The following is a 16,621-nucleotide window of genomic DNA, read 5'->3' on the forward strand; positions in this document are numbered from 1 at the left end:
GGGCGGGTCAGCCCGCGGCGGCGGCCGCGGCCCGGGCGAGCGCGGCGGCGCGGGCGAGCACGTCCTTGACCGGGAGGCCGAGGGCACGGGCGGTCGCGGCGACGTCCTCGAACTCCGGCTGCACGTTCATCAGCTCGCCGTCCAGGTGCGCGACCTTCACCGCGACCGTGTGGCCGTCGATCTCGACGGCGACGAAGGACCGGTCCAGGGCGACCTTCGCGAAGGTCTGCTCGCGGATCCCGATCGTCGAGGTCTGCCGGAAGATCTCCCGGCGCACCGCGGCGGCGGCGTCGGCGGCGACGAGCACGTGCAGGGTGTGCGCCGGCCGGCCCTTCTTCATCAGGATCGGCGCCAGCCAGACGTCCGATGCCCCCGCGGCGAGCAGCGCCGCGATCACCTCCGGCCACAGCCGCGGGTCGAGGTCGTCGACGTTCGCCTCGATGACCAGGGTCCCGGTGCCGCCGGCGGCCACGTCGGCCCGCACGCCGGCGCCGACCAGCAGCCGCAGCACGTTGGCGTGGCCGGCCGGGTCGGCACCGCCCGCACCCAGGCCGACGTCCTCGGTGGCCATCGGCGGCTGGGCGCCGTACTCGTCGGCGACGGCGGCGAGGATCGCGGCACCGGTCGGGGTGGTCAGCTCCCGGCCGACCGGGCCGCCGTACGTCGGGATCCCGCGGAGCAGCTCGACGACGGCCGGGACCGGGACCGGGAGCCGCCCGTGCTCGGTGCCGACGGTCCCGCCGCCGAGCGCGATCGGCGAGCAGGCGATCCAGGTCAGGCCGAGGTGCGCGAGGCCGGCGGCGGCGCCGACGACGTCGGCGATCGAGTCGAGGGCGCCGACCTCGTGGAAGTGCACGGTCTCGACGTCGGTGCCGTGGACGGTCGCCTCGGCCTCGGCGATCCGGCCGAAGATCGCGAGGGCCAGGTCGCGGACCGGTTCGTCGAGCGGTGCCGCGGTGATCAGGTCGCGGATCTCCGTCCAGGTGCGCGCGGTGGTCGAGTCCGTGCCCTCGACGTGGCAGCGGGTCGCGGCGAACCCGTGCCGGTCGACGGTCTCGACGCGGAGCTGGACCGGCTCGGGCGTGACCGCGTCCACGGCCTTCTGCAGCACTGCGAGCGGGACGCCGGCCCCGACCAGCGCGCCGAGGACCATGTCGCCGCTGGCGCCCGAGGAGGCGTCGAACCAGGCCGTCCTCATCCGCGCCTCCGGGCGTTGCGGGCGACCCGGGCGGCGTGCACGCCGGCCCCGTAGCCGTTGTCGATGTTGACCACGACGACCCCGGGGGCGCAGGAGTTCAGCATCCCGAGGAGGGCGGCGAGGCCGTCGAAGGAGGCGCCGTACCCGACGCTGGTCGGCACCGCCACGAGCGGTACGCCGACGAGCCCGCCGACGACGCTGGGCAACGCACCCTCCATCCCGGCGACCACGACCACGCAGTCGGCGTCGGCGAACTCGGCCCGGGCCTCGAGCAGCCGGTGGATGCCGGCCACGCCGACGTCGTCGACCCGGCGGACGGCCGCGCCGTGGACCTGCACGCTGAGGGTGGCCTCGGCGGCGACGGGCCCGTCGCTGGTCCCGGCGGCGATCACGGCGACGGTGCCTTGCGGCTCGGGGAGCGGACCGAGGGTGGCGGCGCGGGCCAGCGGGTCCAGCCGCACTCCCGGGAGCTCGGCGCCGAGGAGGGCGAGCGCCTCCGGGGCGAGCCGGGTGGCGAGGACGGCCCGGTCCGGGTGCCGGGCGTGCAGCGTGGCGAGGATGTCGAGGACCTGCTCGGGGGTCTTGCCGGCCCCGTAGACGACCTCCGGGTCGCCGGTGCGGCGGGCCCGGTCCAGGTCGACGCGGGCGAAACCGAGGTCCGCCGTGACCGGGTCCGATCCCGGGTCCGAGGGCGCGCTGGGGTCCGTCACAGGAACAAAGTAGCCCTTCGCCCGACGATGCCTTGATCACTGTCGGTGGGCCGGAGTAGACCTGAGGTCAGCCGGGGTCGACACACACCGATGCGCCAGCGCAGAAGAGGGAGCACCATGCCGAAGTTCGAGAAGTACACCCAGGGCACGCCCAGCTACGTCGAGCTCGTCTCACCCGATCCCGAGGCGGGGGCGGCGTTCTACTCCGCCCTGTTCGGCTGGGACGTCGCCGAGATGCCGCTGCCCGAGGAGGCCGGCGGTGGCGTCTACCGCCAGGGCCAATTGGAGGGCGACACGGTCTGCGGGATCAGCGGCCAGATGCCCGGCCTGGAGGGCCACCCCGCGTTCTGGGGCGTCTACCTGACCGCGGACGACGTCGACGCCGCGGTGGCGAAGGTGGAGGCCGCGGGCGGCAAGGTCGACGCGCCGCCGTTCGACGTGATGGGCGTCGGCCGGATGGCGGCGATCCAGGACCCGACCCTCGCCCGGGTCAACCTGTGGCAGCCGGGCACCTCGATCGGCACCGAGCGCGCCAACGAGCCGGGGACGCCGATCTGGAACGAGCTGGTCACCCCGGACCCGGAGAAGGCGCTCGCCTTCTACGCCGAGGTGCTCGGGATGGGGAGCCAGGACAGCGAGCAGACGGAGGGCTACACCACCGTCACGAACGCCGCCGGCGAGGTCGTGGGCGGCAGCATGCCCCCGCAGATGGACGGCATCCCGCCGCACTGGAACGTCTACTTCAACGTCGCTGACGTGGACGCCACCGAGGCCCGGATCACCGAGCTCGGCGGGACCACGGTCGCGCCGGCTTTCGACGTGCCCGGCGTCGGCCGGATGGGCGTGTACGCCGACCCGCAGGGCGGCATGTTCAACATCATGGCGGCGGCAGCCGAAGGCTGATTCCTGCATGAGGGCGGTCATCGGGCCTGTCGAGGTGGCGTGAGCAAGGCAGGGCCCGGTCCACGCCCGCTCACTTGTCCCGGAACTCGCTGGCCGGGTACACCCCGAGGATCTTCACCTCGGTCGTGAAGAACGCCAGCTCCTCCAGGGCGTTGCTCAGACCGGGGTCCTCGGGGTGGCCGTCCACCTCGGCCAGGAACTGGGTGGCGGCGAAGTGGCCGCCGACCATGTAGCTCTCCAGCTTGGTCATGTTCACGCCGTTGGTCGCGAATCCGCCGAGCGCCTTGTAGAGCGCGGCGGGCAGGTTGCGGACGTTGAAGATGAAGCTCGTGACGACCGGCCCGTTGCCGAGCGGCGCCTCGACGTACTCGGGGGAGAGGACGACGAACCGGGTGGTGTTGTGGTCCTCGTCCTCGACGTCGTCGGCCAGGATGTCGAGACCGTAGATCTCCGCGGCGAGCGGTGGCGCGATCGCCGCCTGCGTCGGGTCGTTCGCCTCGGCCACCTCGCGGGCCGCGCCGGCGGTGTCGCCGGAGATGACCGGGGTCAGGTCGTGCTGGCGGATGATCCGGCGGCACTGGCCGAGCGCGTGCACGTGGCTGTGCACGGTCCGGATCGTCTCCAGCGAGGCGCCCGGGGTCGCCATCAGGCTGAACTGGATGCGCAGGAAGTGCTCACCGATGATGTGCAGGTTCGACGAGGGCAGGAAGTGGTGGATGTCGGCGACGCGGCCGGCGATCGAGTTGTCGATCGGGATCATCGCGAGCTCGGCCTCGCCGTTCTCGACCGCGGCGAAGACGTCCTCGAAGGAGGCGCAGGGCACCGGCTCCCAGTCCGGGTACTGCTGCCGGCAGACGATGTGGGAGTTGGCGCCGGGTTCGCCCTGGTAGGCGATGCGTCGTGCGGTCACCGGCCGAGTTTCCCACAGCGGGCGGCGCGTGCCTCCGGGGCGACCGGGCGCCGGGCTCCTAGGGTGGTTTCGGTGAACACGGTGCTCTCGGTCCTCGCCCTCCTGGTGGCCCTCGCGTCGCTCGGCCTGGTGCTGCAGCAGCGCCGGGCGCCCGGTGCGACCGAGCCCGGCGACGTGTCCGACCTGCCCGAGGACGCGCTCGGCCTGCGGCACGAGGTGGCCGCGCTGCGTGCCGAGGCCGCGACCGCGCTCCAGCACCTCGCCGTGGTCCGGTACGACGCGTACGCCAGGGGGTCCGATGCCAACCTGGGCGGCGCGCTCTCCTGGTCCCTGGCGCTCCTCGACGACCACGGCGACGGCACCGTGATCACCTCGATCCACGGGCGCAGCGAGGCCCGGACCTACGCCAAGACGATCAGCGCCTGGCGCTGCGACCAGCCGCTCTCCCCGGAGGAGGAGGAAGCGGTCGGCCAGGCCCGCGGCTGATCCGCTAAGCCGCGACGGGGGCGAGGTAGAACACCGGGATCACCCGGTCGGTGCGCTCGGCGTACCTGGCGTAGTTCGGCCAGGTCCGCAGCATGTGCGCCCAGGCCTCGTCCCGCTCCTCGCCGCCGACCTCGTGCGGCACCGCCTCGGTGGTGACCCGGTCGACCGCGACCGTGACCCGGTCGGCGGCGCGCACGTTCAGCACCCACGCCGGGGCTTTCGGGCCGCCGAAGTTCGACCCGGCCACCAGGAAGCCCTGGCGGTAGGGGACGCAGAGCATCGGCGTCGAGCGCGGCTGCCCGGACTTCCGGCCGACCACGGTCAGCACCATGCTGGGCAGCCCGGCGAGCCGCAGCAGGGACAACCGGCCGCCGGTGATCCGCTGCAGGAACATGTCGATCGCGGTGATCTGCGGGAGGAACCGGGGCAGCCAGGAGATGCCGCCGATCTTGATCGCGAGCGGGGTGAACAGACCCATGCCCGGGATCCTAGGGCGGGTCAGCGCGGGACGCGGACCAGCAGCCGGCCGTGCAGGCACTCGGCCCGCAGCTCGCGACCCGACGCGATCAGGTCGCCGTCGAGCTGGCGCGGCGCCGACGCGCTCGCCCGTACGACGACCGAGCGTCCCGACATCCGGGTGATGGTCTCGTCGGTGCGCTTGTTCCGGGTCAGGATCCGGGCGGCCAGCGGCACCCAGGACAGGAACCGGCGCGGGTAGAGCAGCACGACGTCGAGCTGGCCGTCGTCGATCGCGGCGTCGGGGATCAGCGGCATCCCGGCCTGGAGATAGCCGACGTTGCCGATCACGACGGTCCGGGCGCGGTGCGTCGTCGGCTCGCCGCCGTCGACCGAGACCTCCACCTTGATCGCCGGGAACATCAGCGCCTTCAGGGCGGACCAGGCGTAGGCGAGCCAGCCGATCTTCTTCTTGAAGTCCTCGTTGACGCCCTCCATCATGGCGGCGTCGAAGCCCATCCCGGCCATCACCAGGAAGTTCGCCTCGTCCATCTCGTCGCCGGTCACCCGGACCATGTCGATGGCCCGGTCCTGGCCGTTGAGCGCGACGTCGACGGCGGCACGCAGGTAGAGCGGGACGGAGAGGTTGCGGGCGAGCAGGTTCCCGGTGCCGGCGGGCACGATGCCGACCGGGACACCGGTGCCGGCGAGCTCCTCGCAGACCGCCCGGATGGTGCCGTCGCCGCCGATCGCGATCACCAGGTCGACGCCCGAGACGGCGGCCTCGTGCGCCATCCCGTAGCCGGTGTCCTCGACGGTGGTCTCCCACCAGGAGACGCCGCTCCAGCCGGACTCGGCCGCCATCTTGTCGACCATCGCCCGGAAGCCGGCCGGGTCGTCGACCTTGATCGGGTTGAGGATCGCCGCGACCCGGCGGGTGGTGGTGGGGATCGCCTCGGGGAGCGGGTCGTTGTCCCGGGCGATCGAGCGCGGCTGGGGGTCGAAGACGAGCAGGCCGACCAGGACCACGAACGCGCCCAGCAGGTACCCGCCGATCACGTCGCTGAGGTAGTGGACGCCCAGGAAGATCCGGTCGGCGCCGACGACGAGCGCGACCAGGACGGCGACGGTCCCGATCAGCCGGCGCAGGCCGCGGCGGCGTACGAGCATGGTGGCCAGCACGATCGTCACACCGGCGGCGGCCGCTATCCCCGAGGCGTGCCCGGAGGGGAAGGAGGCCGAGTGCAGCGTCTGGATCGGGACGTCCCAGACCGGGCGGTCGCGGTCGACGAGCTGCTTGAGCAGGCGGGTCGCCAGGCCGGTCACCGCCATCACCCCGGCGGTCCAGATCGCGGCCCGCCGGTAGCCCTTGAACGCGAGCGCCACCACGACGACCGCGGTGAGGACCGTCATCGCCAGGGTGCCGGCGGCGTGGGCGGTGCCGATCGCCGCCGAGCGCAGCCAGTCGTGCTCCGAGGTCACCTCGAACGGCCAGGTGGCGACCCGGTCGTCGAGGTCGAGCAGGAACGCGGCCTCGTTGCTCACCAGCACGGCCAGGGCCGTGAAGAGCAGCGCGCAGGCCACGGCCCAGGAGAGCACCGTCCAGCGCTGACGGGGGGACTCGATCACGGCGCGATGGTAACCGCCGGGCCGGCGTCCGGCGGCCGGCGTCCGCCCAGGTGGCAGCCCAGGTGGCTGCCCAGGTGGCTGCCCAGGTGGCTGCCCCTGGAGGAGTCCTTCTGCCACACTCGGAGCAAGTGCAGTTCGGCCCACGACGTCCGCCGGGAGTACCGATGACGTTCCTTTCCCGCACCCGTGCAGGGCTCGCCGGCGGTGTGCTGCTGGCCGTCGCACTGCTCGCCGCCGGGTGCGGGGACGAGCCGTCGGCAGCCGGCCCCACGGAGTCGGCGTCGCCGTCGTCCGCGGCCACGGACGGCTACTGGCTGCTGCGGTTCAACACCGCCGAGGGTGCCGACGGCGAGGAGTCCCGCGCCGTCCTGGTCCGCTACGACCCGGGCACCGGCGCCGCGCAGGTACGACGCCTGCCGGGTGTCCTCGCCGGCGACGCGTACGCCGACCAGCAGGCGCTGCTGCTCTCCGCGGACCACGCCTGGAGCCTGCTCGACACCCGGGTCGCGGACGCCGACGCCAAGGCCGGGCGGGTCACGCTCTACGCGGTCGACGGCGAGGGGCAGCGCGCGGTGCCGGTGCGGACCTGGTCCGGCCAGCCCGGACTGGTCCCGGCCGCGGCGGCCTTCGACCCCGAGAACCCGTCCCTGCTGCGGGTGGTGGACTCGGCGAACCGGGTCTGGAAGGTCGACCTGGGGAAGGAGAAGGCCACCCAGGACGGGACCCTCCCGCTGAAGGACGGCTGGATCTTCGGCAACGGCTTCGACAAGAACACCGGTGAGCCGTACGTCGAGTCGATCGACAGCGACGAGACGGTCCCGGCCGGCAACGGCGACTCCGACCTCCGACCGGTGCGGCGCCAGGGCGGCACCCTGCTCTCCTACGACGGCACCCCGGTCGAGGGCCTGCCGGAGATGCCCTGCGGGTTCGCCGGCGGCTTCACCACGAAGGCCGGCGAGACCTGGCTGTTCTGCGCCGACACCCCGAGCATCCGGGCCTACCGGGTCGAGAAGGGCGGCAGCACCTGGAAGCAGGTCGGTACGCCGTCGCGCGACGTCGTCCCCGGCGTCGCCTCCGAGCTGGCCGTGGTACTCCCGCCCGTTCCTGAGGCCCCGGTCTCCTGAGGCGGCCGGTCTCCTGAGGCCGGCCGGAGGAGGGCTGGGGAAACCGTTACCGGGACCGCGGCCTCCGGCGGATATCCTCACCGGGTGATCGATCCGCGCCTGCTCCGAGAGAACCCCGACCTGATCCGCGCCGCCCAGGCCAAGCGCGGGCTCTCCGGGGACGTGGTCGACGTCGCGCTCGCCGCGGACGAGGGGCGCCGAGCCGCGATCATCGCCTTCGAGGCGCTCCGCGCGGAGCAGAAGCAGCTGAGCAAGCAGATCCCGCAGGCGCAGGGCGAGGAGAAGGCCGCGCTGCTGGAGCGGACCAAAGGTCTCTCGGCCGAGGTGAAGGCCGCGGAGGCCGCCGCCGGCGAGGCCGAGCAGGCCTGGCGCGACGCGGTGCTGGCGATCCCGAACCCGGCCGCCGACGAGGCGCCGGCCGGCGGCGAGGACGACTTCGTCGTGCTCGAGACCGTCGGCACGCCGCGAGACTTCGCGGCCGAGGGCTTCGAGCCCCGCGACCACGTCGAGCTCGGCCGGATCCTCGGCGCGATCGACCTCGACCGCGGCGCGAAGGTCTCCGGGTCGCGCTTCTACTTCCTCACCGGCGTCGGCGCCGAGCTGGAGTTCGCGCTCATCAACCTCGCCATGGAGCAGGCCCGTGAGGCCGGGTTCACCCAGGTGATCGCGCCGTCGCTGGTCAAGCCGGAGGCGATGGCCGGGACCGGCTTCCTCGGCCAGGCCGCCGACGACGTCTACCGGATCGAGGGCCAGGACATGTACCTGGTCGGCACCTCGGAGGTGCCGATGGCGGCGTACCACTCCGAGGAGATCCTGGACGCGGCCTCGCTGCCGCGCCGGTACGCCGCGTTCAGCCCGTGCTTCCGCAAGGAGGCCGGCTCGCACGGCAAGGACACCAAGGGCATCATCCGGGTGCACTGGTTCGACAAGGTGGAGATGTTCGTCTACACCACCACCGAGGACTCCTACGCCGAGCACCAGCGGCTGCTGGCCTGGGAGAAGGAGTTCCTCGACAAGCTCGAGCTGGCCTACCGGGTCATCGACGTGGCCGCCGGCGACCTCGGCCTGTCGGCGCAGCGGAAGTTCGACTGCGAGGCCTGGATCCCGACGCAGGGCAAGTACCGCGAGCTCACCTCGACGTCGAACTGCACCGAGTTCCAGACCCGGCGCCTGGAGACCCGCGGCCGCTTCCCCGGCGAGGACGGCAAGCAGGAGGTCCGGCCGATCTCGACGCTGAACGGCACGCTCTGCGCGATGACCCGGACGATCGTCGCGATCCTGGAGACCCACCAGCAGCCGGATGGCTCGGTACGGGTGCCGAAGGCGCTGCAGAAGTGGCTGGGCCGCGAGGTGCTCACCCCGGTCGCCGGGGCCTGAGCGTGGTGTCCGAGGGGGACGCCCGGAGCGTGGGCCAGGGCTGGACGCCCCGGCTCGTCGCGCTCGACATCGACGGCACCCTGCTGATCCCGGACCTGGAGAACGGGTTCGCCTCGGAGGTGATGACCGACGCCGTGCGCGAGGCCGTGCTGGCGATCGCGCGGGCGGGCGCGCACGTCGTGCTCGCCTCCGGCCGGGCGCCGCTGAGCATGGCCGGCGTCGCCGACCGGATCGGCCTGACCGAGCTCGTCCAGGAGCTGCGCGGCGACCGGTTGCACGTGGTCGCCTCGAACGGCTCGGTGGTCTTCCGGCACGCGCCGATGGAGGTCGTCCACGAGGTCACCTTCGACGCCGGCGAGGCCGTGCGGACGGTGTTGGAGCACGTGCCGGGCGCCGCGGTCGCGGTCGAGGAGCACGGGATCGGCTACCGGGTGAACCGGCTCTTCCCGCCGGGCGAGCTCGACGGCGAGATGATCATCTGCGACCTCGAGGAGATGATCTCGACCGACGTGAGCCGCGTGATCATCCGCGACCCGGACTCGACCTCGGAGGACTTCGTCAACCTGGCCAAGCAGCTCGGCCTGCACGGCACCAACTACTTCATCGGCTGGACCGCGTGGCTCGACCTGGCGCCCGAGGGTGTCAGCAAGGCCAGCGGCCTGCAGTGGGTGTGCCAGGAGCTCGGGGTGGACGCCGCGGACGTGCTCGCGATCGGGGACGGCCGCAACGACATCGAGATGCTCACCTGGGTCGGTCGCGGCGTGGCCATGGGCCAGGCGCCGGACGTGGTCAAGGAGGCCGCCGACGCCGTCGTACCGACGGTCCGCGAGGACGGCGCCGCGGTCGAGCTGCGTCGGTGGTTTCGTGACGGGCGCGGAGCGCCCTCCTCAACCCAAGGGCTTCCGTGACCGCACCCGACCAGCCGGACCTGCTCGTCACCACCGCCCGGCTGCGGCTGGAGCTGGTCGGCTACGAGGAGGCGCAGGCGATGCTCGCCGGCGGGCGGGGTCCGGCCTTCGCGCCGGGGTACCCGCGGCAGGACGACCTGGACGCGGCGTCGATGGTCCGCGACGACGGCAGCACCTGGGGTCCGCGGCACGTCGTCCGCGCGTTCGACTCGCTGGTGGTCGGTGGGATCGGCTTCTTCGGCCCGCCGGCGCCGGCCGATGACGGCGTGGCCGAGGTCGAGGTCGGCTACGGGCTCGTCGAGGACGCCCGCGGGCACGGCGCGGCCACCGAGGCGCTGCGCGGCCTGCTCGAGCAGACCGACCGGCTCGGCGTCCGGGTCCGGGCGAGCGTGGAGCCGGGCAACTCCGCGAGCGTGCGCGTGCTCGCCAAGTGCGGCTTCACGGGGCTGCGCGGAAGCGACGAGGACGGCAACCTGGTGATGGTCCGGCCGCTGCGGTGAGGTCGGCGGGGACCTCGCCGGGCTTCGAGGCTCCTACGCTCCTGCGTCGCTCCGGAGCACCTCAACCACCGAAGCCCGGGTCGCGGCCGATGAACCCCATCAGCCGGTCCTGCGCGCTGGCGTCGGCGGGGACGTCGACCTTCGGTCCGTACTGACCGCTCTGGCGGAGCATCTCGTCGAGCGGCTCCATGCCGGCGAGCATCGCGGCGCACCGCTCCTCGCCGAGGTCGACCTGCTGGCCGGTGGCGCGGGCGAGGTCCCAGGAGTGCAGCAGGACGTCGGAGCTGTAGAACCGGTCGACCGCCTGGTCGACCGGCAGCGCGCCGAGGTGCGGGTTGGTCAGGGTTCGGTCCGGCGTGCGCGGGTCCTCCAGCAGCGCCTGGACCGCGTCCCGGTGGTGCGCCCAGGCGGCAGCGGGGTCCTCGGCCGCGTCCGGCCCGGGGGGCAGGGTGACGTCGGAGCCGGAGGAGAGCAGCGCGGGCAGCCACTCGACCAGGTGTCCCACGACGTCGCGCGCCGCCCAGCCGTCGACCGGAGCGGGTGCGTCCCAGCCGTCGGGCGCGACGCCGTCGACGACGCCGGAGAAGATCGCGGCGTAGGCGCGGTGGGTATCGGCGGGGGTGGGCTGCGACATGTCCGACTCCTTGTCAACCAAACGGTTGAATACACACTAGCCCGCGATCCTGCGCAGGGGAAGGCCGTTAGTCTCGCCGGGTGACCGTGCCCGTGCGACTGATCGCCACCGACCTCGACGGCACCCTGGTCCACTCCGACGGCAGCGTGACCCCCCGGACCCGCGCGGCCCTCGCGGCCGCCGAGGCGAGCGGCGTCGACGTGGTCTTCGTCACCGGCCGGCCGCTGCGCTGGGCCGAGGACGTCTTCGAGCACGTCGGCGGCCACGGCCACGCGATCATCTCCAACGGAGCGCTGCTCTGGGACGTCGCCGCCGCGGCCCCCGCCCTGGAGCGGGCGATCACGCCGGAGGTCGCGGCCCGGGTCGCCGACCTGCTCCGGGAGGCGATCCCCGGCACGCACTACGCCGTCGAGACCCTCGAGGGGATCGCGCTGGAGACCGGCTTCCTGGAGCGCTACCCGGTGCCCGACGGCGCCCGGCGCGGCAGCTTCGCCGAGATCGCCGACCGGCCGGCGTACAAGCTGCTCGCCCGGCACGAGGAGCTCGGCCCGCAGGAGTTCTGGGACCGGGCGCTCGAGGCCGCCGGCGACGTCGTCGAGATCACCTGGTCCTCGACCACGGCGCTGCTGGAGATCAGCGCGTACGACGTCACCAAGGCCTCCACCCTCGAGGTGTTCTGCACGGGGCGCGGGATCGACCGCGCCGAGGTGGTCGCCTTCGGGGACATGCCGAACGATCTGCCGATGCTCGCCTGGGCCGGGACGTCGTACGCGATGGCCAACGCGCACCCGACCGTCCGCGCGGCTGCCGACCACCTCGCCCCGCCGAACGACGAGGACGGTGTGGCCCAGGTCATCGAGCGGCTCCTCGACACCGCGACCGGCGCCCGACGAGACTGAGCCCATGCCCTTCCCCCGACGCGGCCGCTCGCCCCGGCGCGCCCTCGCCTCGCTGCTCGTCGTCCTCGGCACCTGCGCCGGCATGGTGCTGCTGACCCCGAGCGTCGCGCTGGCCTGCAGCTGCGTGCGCTCCTCGGTCGCCGATCAGGTGGACCGGGCGGACACGGTCGTCGGCGGTGAGCTGGAGTGGGCGACGACCAACGGCCAGGAGCGGACCTACGGCCTCAAGGTCGACGAGGTCTACAAGGGCGTCGCCGGCATCCGGGAGAAGGTCGTCAGCCCGGCGTCCGACGCCGCCTGCGGCCTCGGTGAGCTCACCACCGGCGAGCGCTACGTCTTCTTCATCCACGGCCGCCACCCCGGCCGGATGACCGCCGACCTCTGCGGGGGCAGCACCTCCTACACCGACGACGTCGTGCTCCAGGTGCAGGCGAAGACCAAGGGACCGTTCGAACCACTGCCCACCTTCGGGGACACCCCGCCCCCCGAGGACGGCGGCCCGGACCTGGTCCGGATAGCCGGTATCGGCGCGTTCGTGGTCGCCTTCGGCGTGGGCGCCGTGGCCCTCGTACGCCGCCGCCGCACCGGCGTGGACCGCCCGCGCCGCTGACTCGTCCTACAAGTACATGCCCCCGGAGCTGGCGCCCGAGGAGTCGCCCTCCTGCGGAGCACCCGGCATCCCCGGCGGCATCGATCCGGGCGGGAGCGCACGACGCATCTGCTCCAGCTGCGCCCGGGCCGCCATCTGCTGGGCGTAGATCGCCGTCTGGATGCCGTGGAACAGGCCCTCCAGCCAGCCGACCAGCTGGGCCTGCGCGATCCGCAGCTCGGACTCCGAGGGGGTCTGGTCGCCGAACGGGTGGATCAGCCGGTCGAGCTCCTCGCCGAGCTCGGGTGCCAGGCCCTCCTTGAGCTCGACGATCGAGGTCTGCAGCACCGAGGCGAGCCGGGTGCGGCCGGCCTCGTCGACCGGGGCGGCCTTGACCTCCTCCAGCAGCATCCGGATCATGCTGCCGATCCGCATCACCTTCGCGGGCTCCTCGACCAGGCCGGCCGGGTCCTCGCCCTCCGCCCCGTCGTCCGCGACCTGGTCGGAATCGGGTGCGACCGCCGGCTCGCCCTGCGGGTCGATGATCATCACGCGGGGATCGGGCTGTTCCTCAGACTGGCTGGACATGCGGCGAGCCTAGCCCGGGCCGTGCAGGCATCCCACGGTTCGGCCCCGTCGCGGCCCGGGAACCTGCTTCAATGCCGCCCATGACGCCGCCCCTGACGTTGCGCTCCACCTCCCTGCTCGCCGTCCTCGCGCTCCTGCCCGTGCTCGCCCTCTCCGGCTGCGGCGGGGACGAGCGGACCGCGGCCGCGCCGGATCCCTCGCCGTCGGCGACGTTCGTGCCGGAGTCCCGGATCAAGGTCAGCGCCGCGCTGCCGCAGGGTTTCCCGAAGGACGACGTCCCGCTGCTCGACTCGCCCGTCGCGGCCGCCTCGGCGGGCGAGCCCGGGAGCGGCTACGCCTGGTCGGTCGTGATGCAGCCGGCCGGTGACGTCGAGGACGTCGTCGACGACGCCGGCGACCTGCTCGACGAGGCCGGCTACGCGGCCGGGGCGAAGACCGACGCCGGCCGTCTCCAGGTCCGCAGGTACGACAACGACGACTACTCGGTCAGCCTGACGGTCGTCGGGACCGAGACCGGCACCTCGGTGACCTACCTGATCACCGAGAAGTAGGAGATCCCTACATCCGCAGCAGGATCTTGCCGGTGTGCTCGCCGGCATCCATCAGGGCGTGCGCCTTCGCCACGTCGTCCAGGTCGAGCTCGGCCTCGATCACCGGGCGGATGGTGCCGTCGGCGACCAGCGGCCAGACGTGCTCCTCCACGGCGCTGCAGATCGCGGCCTTCTCCTCGGTGGGGCGGGCGCGCAGCGTGGTCGCGAACACGGCGGCCCGCTTCCCCATCAGGGCCGCCAGGTCGAGCTCGCCCCGGGTCCCGCCCTGCATCCCGATGGTGACCAGCCGACCCCCGGTGGCCAGCGCCTTGACGTTGCGCTCCAGGTACTTGGCGCCCATCACGTCGAGGATCACGTCGGCCCCGCCGGCCTCGCGGAGGATCTGGACGAAGTCCTCCTCGCGGTAGTCGATCGCCCGCTCGGCGCCCAGGCTCTCGCAGAAGGCCCGCTTCTCCGGCGTGCCGGCGGTGGTGAAGACCCGCGCTCCCAGCGCGTGCGCGGCCTGGATCGCGAAGGTGCCGATGCCGCCCGCGCCCCCGTGCACCAGCAGGGTCTCGCCGGGTTCGAGGTGGGCGAGCATGAAGACGTTCGACCAGACGGTGCAGGCCACCTCGGGCAGCGCGGCCGCGTGCACCAGGGAGACCCCGGACGGCACCCACATCAGCTGCCCGGCCGGGACGGCCACCTGCTCGGCGTACCCGCCGCCGGCCAGCAGCGCGCACGCCTCGTCCCCGACCGCCCAGCCGGTGACGCCCTCACCGACGGACTTCACGATCCCCGAGCACTCCAGCCCGAGCACGTCGCTGGCCCCGGGCGGCGGCGGGTAGAAGCCCTGCCGCTGCAGGGTGTCGGCCCGGTTGACCGCCGACGCGGTCACCTCCAGCACCACCTCGCCGGGCCCCGGCTCGAGGTCGGGCAGCTCGGTGACGGTGAGGGCCTCGGGCCCTCCGGGAACGGGGACGACGACGGCACGCATGGGCATCAGCGTAGGGCCCGGGCGCATCGGCTCCGCGACCCCGCCGCGCCCGGCTCAGGCGTCGACGGACTCCAGCTCTTCCTCGACCTCGGGGTCGTCGTCCTCGTGCGCGACGTCGTACGCCGACTTGTCCCAGCGCCGGGCCAGGTCGATGGCCGCGGCAGCGAGCCGCTCGACCGCCTCCTGGTCGCCGTCGGTCCGGGCGGCGGCGTACCCGAGCAGGAACGCGGTGATCGGTGCAGCCGGGCGCTCGACCTGGTGCGCGGCCTCCCGGGCCACGTCGAGGATGAGCGCCTCGTCGAGATCGATCTCGACGTCGAGGGCGTCGCAGAGCTCGTCGATCCAGTCGTGCAGGTTCACGTTTCCCACAATTGCCGACCTCCGGCGGAGGCGCAAGAGGTCCGACTGCCCAGGTCAGTCGCCCAGGGCCTCGCGCAGCCGGAGGAGGTCCTCCCAGGTGTCGACGTCCCGGGTCTCCGGCCCGACCGCGGGCACGTGCTCGAGGCGCAGGGTGTGCACGAGGGCCTTCATCGACAGGCCGTGCTCCTCCTCGTACGACGGGCGCACCCGCTGCAGCGAGTCGGTCGAGTAGAGCGCGCAGAGGTACTGGAGACGGCGGCTGTCGTCGATGAGCGCCGCACCGTCGTACCGGGCGGCCTCGGCGAGACGCCGCACGGTCCAGCTGGTCACCAGCGGCATGTCGACGGCGAGCGCGAGCACCCAGTCGGGTCGGCGCGCGAAGCAGCGGAGCCCGGCGAGCAGGCCGGCCGCGGGTCCGCCGCCGGGCGGGTCCTCGCGGGTGAAGGTGACCGGGCGGCTGGTCGGCACGTCGGGTCCGACCACGACCACCTCGGCGGCGTCGACCACCGCGCCGAGCGCGTGCTCGAGGAGGGTGAGCCCGCCGAGCTCGACGGACGCCTTGTCCGCACCGTCCAGCCGGACGGCACCGCCGCCGGTGAGGATCACCGCGCCCAAGCGCGCGCCGGTCCGGGCTGTCTCCACGCGTGCAGTCTGCCACCGCGGACGGTGGCAGACTGCACGCATGGGTGAGCAGCTGCGGGTGGCGGTCTGGCAGCACGCGGCGTCCCTGGACCCGGCCGAGAACCGCGCGGCCCTGAGCGCGCTCGCGCCGGAGGTCGGCGGCACCGACCTGCTCGTGCTCCCCGAGGCCTCCGCGCGTGACTTCGGCGAGCCCGGCTCCGCCCTCGGCCCGTACGCCGAACCGCTGGACGGGCCGTACGCCGGGGCGCTCGCCGCACTGGCCGCCGACCGCGGCACTGCCGTCCTCGCGGGCATGTTCGAGACCAGCGAGGACCCGGAGCGCCCGTTCAACACCCTCGTCCTCGCCGGGCCGGACGGCGGGCGGGCCGCGACGTACCGGAAGATCCACCTCTACGACTCCTTCGGCCAGCGCGAGTCCGACCTCGTCACCGCCGGGCCGCTGACGCCCGTGGTGACCCGCGTGGCCGACCTGTCGGTCGGGCTGATGACCTGCTACGACCTGCGCTTCCCCGAGCTCGCCCGGGCGCTCTCCGCGGCCGGTGCGGACGTGCTCGTGCTTCCGGCCGCCTGGGTGGCCGGGCCGCTCAAGGTGGACCAGTGGCGGACCCTGGTGCGGGCGCGCGCGATCGAGAACCTGTGCTGGGTGGTCGCGGCGGCGCAGCCCGGGCCGCGCTACTCCGGGCACTCGATGGTGGTCGCGCCGACCGGTGAGGTCGTCGCCGAGGCCAGTGAGGGCGAAGAGCTCCTCCGGGCGACGCTCGACCTGGACGCCGTCCGGGAGGCCCGGCAGCGCAACACCTCGTTGGGCAACCGGCGGCTGTGACCGCGTTGGTACGCTGAAACGTCCGTCGAGCAATCCAGACGAAGGTGGAGCAGGTGTCCGGTCCTGACCGTATGCCCGGTCGCCGCCGGGCACTTCCGAGCGACTCGGAGACGGCGGCCCCGGAGCCGGACAACGGCACCGATCCCGCGTTCCCGGGCTCGAAGCACGCCCGTCCGCCCGCGCGCCCGGCCTCGCGCCCGCCGGCCGTCGGCCCGGTACTCGTCCCGTCGGGCGAGCGTCCGGCGGCGCGGCCGCCCGGCTCGCGCCGAGCCGACCGGCCGACCCGCGTCGGCCCGGGACCGGACCCGCTCGCCGACGTGGTCGCCCGCGGCGCCGGCAGCAGCACCCCCGGCGCCCG

The 16,621-nt window shown here is 73.5% G+C and carries 20 protein-coding genes; 10 read left to right on the forward strand and 10 right to left on the reverse strand.

Annotated features, from left to right (window positions below; genetic code table 11):
* Positions 1-7 precede the first annotated feature (7 nt).
* Together larC and larB are read right to left on the reverse strand one after the other, a co-directional pair.
* A complete protein-coding gene (gene larC / locus AB4Y76_RS01180; protein ID WP_441921620.1) occupies positions 8-1,198 on the reverse strand; it encodes a nickel pincer cofactor biosynthesis protein LarC in 1,191 nt (396 codons plus the stop codon).
* Positions 1,195-1,908 (reverse strand): nickel pincer cofactor biosynthesis protein LarB, encoded by a 714-nt coding sequence (larB, locus tag AB4Y76_RS01185; protein WP_441921622.1) that lies wholly within the window; start codon positions 1,906-1,908, stop codon positions 1,195-1,197. Before larB ends, larC begins: the two co-directional genes overlap by 4 nt.
* Positions 1,909-2,025: 117 nt before the next feature.
* Between larB and AB4Y76_RS01190 the strand changes: the two genes are divergently transcribed.
* On the forward strand, positions 2,026-2,811 hold the full coding sequence (locus tag AB4Y76_RS01190; RefSeq protein ID WP_441921624.1) for a VOC family protein: 786 nt from the start codon (positions 2,026-2,028) through the stop codon (positions 2,809-2,811).
* Positions 2,812-2,881: 70 nt separating this feature from the next.
* Here the strand turns inward: AB4Y76_RS01190 and AB4Y76_RS01195 are convergent, their stop codons facing one another.
* Positions 2,882-3,721 carry a prephenate dehydratase gene (locus tag AB4Y76_RS01195; protein WP_441921626.1) on the reverse strand — a complete coding sequence of 280 codons (840 nt, stop codon included), beginning with the start codon at positions 3,719-3,721 and terminating at the stop codon, positions 2,882-2,884.
* A gap of 72 nt (positions 3,722-3,793) precedes the next feature.
* Between AB4Y76_RS01195 and AB4Y76_RS01200 the strand changes: the two genes are divergently transcribed.
* On the forward strand, positions 3,794-4,207 hold the full coding sequence (locus tag AB4Y76_RS01200) for a DUF4446 family protein (protein ID WP_441921627.1): 414 nt from the start codon (positions 3,794-3,796) through the stop codon (positions 4,205-4,207).
* A gap of 4 nt (positions 4,208-4,211) precedes the next feature.
* On the opposite strand, the gene AB4Y76_RS01205 is transcribed toward AB4Y76_RS01200, so the two are convergent.
* The gene (locus tag AB4Y76_RS01205; RefSeq protein ID WP_441921629.1) at positions 4,212-4,685 is read right to left on the reverse strand and encodes a nitroreductase family deazaflavin-dependent oxidoreductase; all 474 of its coding nucleotides are present in this window, start codon (positions 4,683-4,685) and stop codon (positions 4,212-4,214) included.
* Positions 4,686-4,705: 20 nt separating this feature from the next.
* Positions 4,706-6,292, reverse strand: coding sequence for a phosphatase PAP2 family protein (locus tag AB4Y76_RS01210; protein WP_441921630.1), 1,587 nt, complete (start codon positions 6,290-6,292; stop codon positions 4,706-4,708).
* A 164-nt stretch (positions 6,293-6,456) separates the two neighbouring features.
* On the opposite strand from AB4Y76_RS01210, the gene AB4Y76_RS01215 reads away from it, so the two are divergent.
* The 4 genes from AB4Y76_RS01215 (at position 6,457) to AB4Y76_RS01230 (ending at position 10,201) form a co-directional block, all read left to right on the forward strand.
* Positions 6,457-7,416: a hypothetical protein gene (locus tag AB4Y76_RS01215; protein WP_441921632.1), complete on the forward strand. Its 960-nt coding sequence runs from the start codon at positions 6,457-6,459 to the stop codon at positions 7,414-7,416.
* A gap of 84 nt (positions 7,417-7,500) precedes the next feature.
* Positions 7,501-8,793, forward strand: coding sequence for a serine--tRNA ligase (gene serS, locus AB4Y76_RS01220; protein WP_441921634.1), 1,293 nt, complete (start codon positions 7,501-7,503; stop codon positions 8,791-8,793).
* A gap of 5 nt (positions 8,794-8,798) precedes the next feature.
* Positions 8,799-9,701, forward strand: coding sequence for an HAD family hydrolase (locus tag AB4Y76_RS01225; protein ID WP_441921635.1), 903 nt, complete (start codon positions 8,799-8,801; stop codon positions 9,699-9,701).
* The gene (locus AB4Y76_RS01230) at positions 9,698-10,201 is read left to right on the forward strand and encodes a GNAT family N-acetyltransferase (protein ID WP_441921637.1); all 504 of its coding nucleotides are present in this window, start codon (positions 9,698-9,700) and stop codon (positions 10,199-10,201) included. Before AB4Y76_RS01225 ends, AB4Y76_RS01230 begins: the two co-directional genes overlap by 4 nt.
* Positions 10,202-10,262: 61 nt before the next feature.
* Here the strand turns inward: AB4Y76_RS01230 and AB4Y76_RS01235 are convergent, their stop codons facing one another.
* Positions 10,263-10,835, reverse strand: a complete 573-nt coding sequence (locus AB4Y76_RS01235; RefSeq protein WP_441921639.1) for a TIGR03086 family metal-binding protein — start codon at positions 10,833-10,835, stop codon at positions 10,263-10,265.
* Between the two features lie 80 nt (positions 10,836-10,915).
* Between AB4Y76_RS01235 and AB4Y76_RS01240 the strand changes: the two genes are divergently transcribed.
* Together AB4Y76_RS01240 and AB4Y76_RS01245 are read left to right on the forward strand one after the other, a co-directional pair.
* The gene (locus AB4Y76_RS01240) at positions 10,916-11,734 is read left to right on the forward strand and encodes a Cof-type HAD-IIB family hydrolase (RefSeq protein ID WP_441921641.1); all 819 of its coding nucleotides are present in this window, start codon (positions 10,916-10,918) and stop codon (positions 11,732-11,734) included.
* A 4-nt stretch (positions 11,735-11,738) separates the two neighbouring features.
* On the forward strand, positions 11,739-12,344 hold the full coding sequence (locus tag AB4Y76_RS01245; RefSeq protein ID WP_441921642.1) for a hypothetical protein: 606 nt from the start codon (positions 11,739-11,741) through the stop codon (positions 12,342-12,344).
* Positions 12,345-12,350: 6 nt separating this feature from the next.
* Here AB4Y76_RS01245 and AB4Y76_RS01250 read toward each other — a convergent pair whose 3' ends face one another.
* Complete coding sequence (locus AB4Y76_RS01250) at positions 12,351-12,911, reverse strand: bacterial proteasome activator family protein (protein WP_441921644.1); 561 nt, start codon at positions 12,909-12,911, stop codon at positions 12,351-12,353.
* A gap of 80 nt (positions 12,912-12,991) precedes the next feature.
* On the opposite strand from AB4Y76_RS01250, the gene AB4Y76_RS01255 reads away from it, so the two are divergent.
* Positions 12,992-13,462, forward strand: coding sequence for a hypothetical protein (locus AB4Y76_RS01255; RefSeq protein WP_441921646.1), 471 nt, complete (start codon positions 12,992-12,994; stop codon positions 13,460-13,462).
* A 7-nt stretch (positions 13,463-13,469) separates the two neighbouring features.
* Here the strand turns inward: AB4Y76_RS01255 and AB4Y76_RS01260 are convergent, their stop codons facing one another.
* The 3 genes from AB4Y76_RS01260 to mobA are packed head-to-tail and all read right to left on the reverse strand — an operon-like array spanning position 13,470 to position 15,440.
* Positions 13,470-14,438: an NAD(P)H-quinone oxidoreductase gene (locus AB4Y76_RS01260; RefSeq protein ID WP_441921648.1), complete on the reverse strand. Its 969-nt coding sequence runs from the start codon at positions 14,436-14,438 to the stop codon at positions 13,470-13,472.
* 54 nt (positions 14,439-14,492) lie between these two features.
* A complete protein-coding gene (locus tag AB4Y76_RS01265) occupies positions 14,493-14,798 on the reverse strand; it encodes a DUF6457 domain-containing protein (protein ID WP_441921650.1) in 306 nt (101 codons plus the stop codon).
* Positions 14,799-14,852: 54 nt separating this feature from the next.
* Positions 14,853-15,440 (reverse strand): molybdenum cofactor guanylyltransferase, encoded by a 588-nt coding sequence (gene mobA, locus AB4Y76_RS01270; RefSeq protein WP_441921652.1) that lies wholly within the window; start codon positions 15,438-15,440, stop codon positions 14,853-14,855.
* 40 nt (positions 15,441-15,480) lie between these two features.
* Between mobA and AB4Y76_RS01275 the strand changes: the two genes are divergently transcribed.
* A complete protein-coding gene (locus AB4Y76_RS01275) occupies positions 15,481-16,263 on the forward strand; it encodes a carbon-nitrogen hydrolase family protein (RefSeq protein WP_441921654.1) in 783 nt (260 codons plus the stop codon).
* Positions 16,264-16,621 lie beyond the last annotated feature (358 nt).

Source organism: Marmoricola sp. RAF53, assembly GCF_052114005.1.
Classification (GTDB): domain Bacteria; phylum Actinomycetota; class Actinomycetes; order Propionibacteriales; family Nocardioidaceae; genus Marmoricola.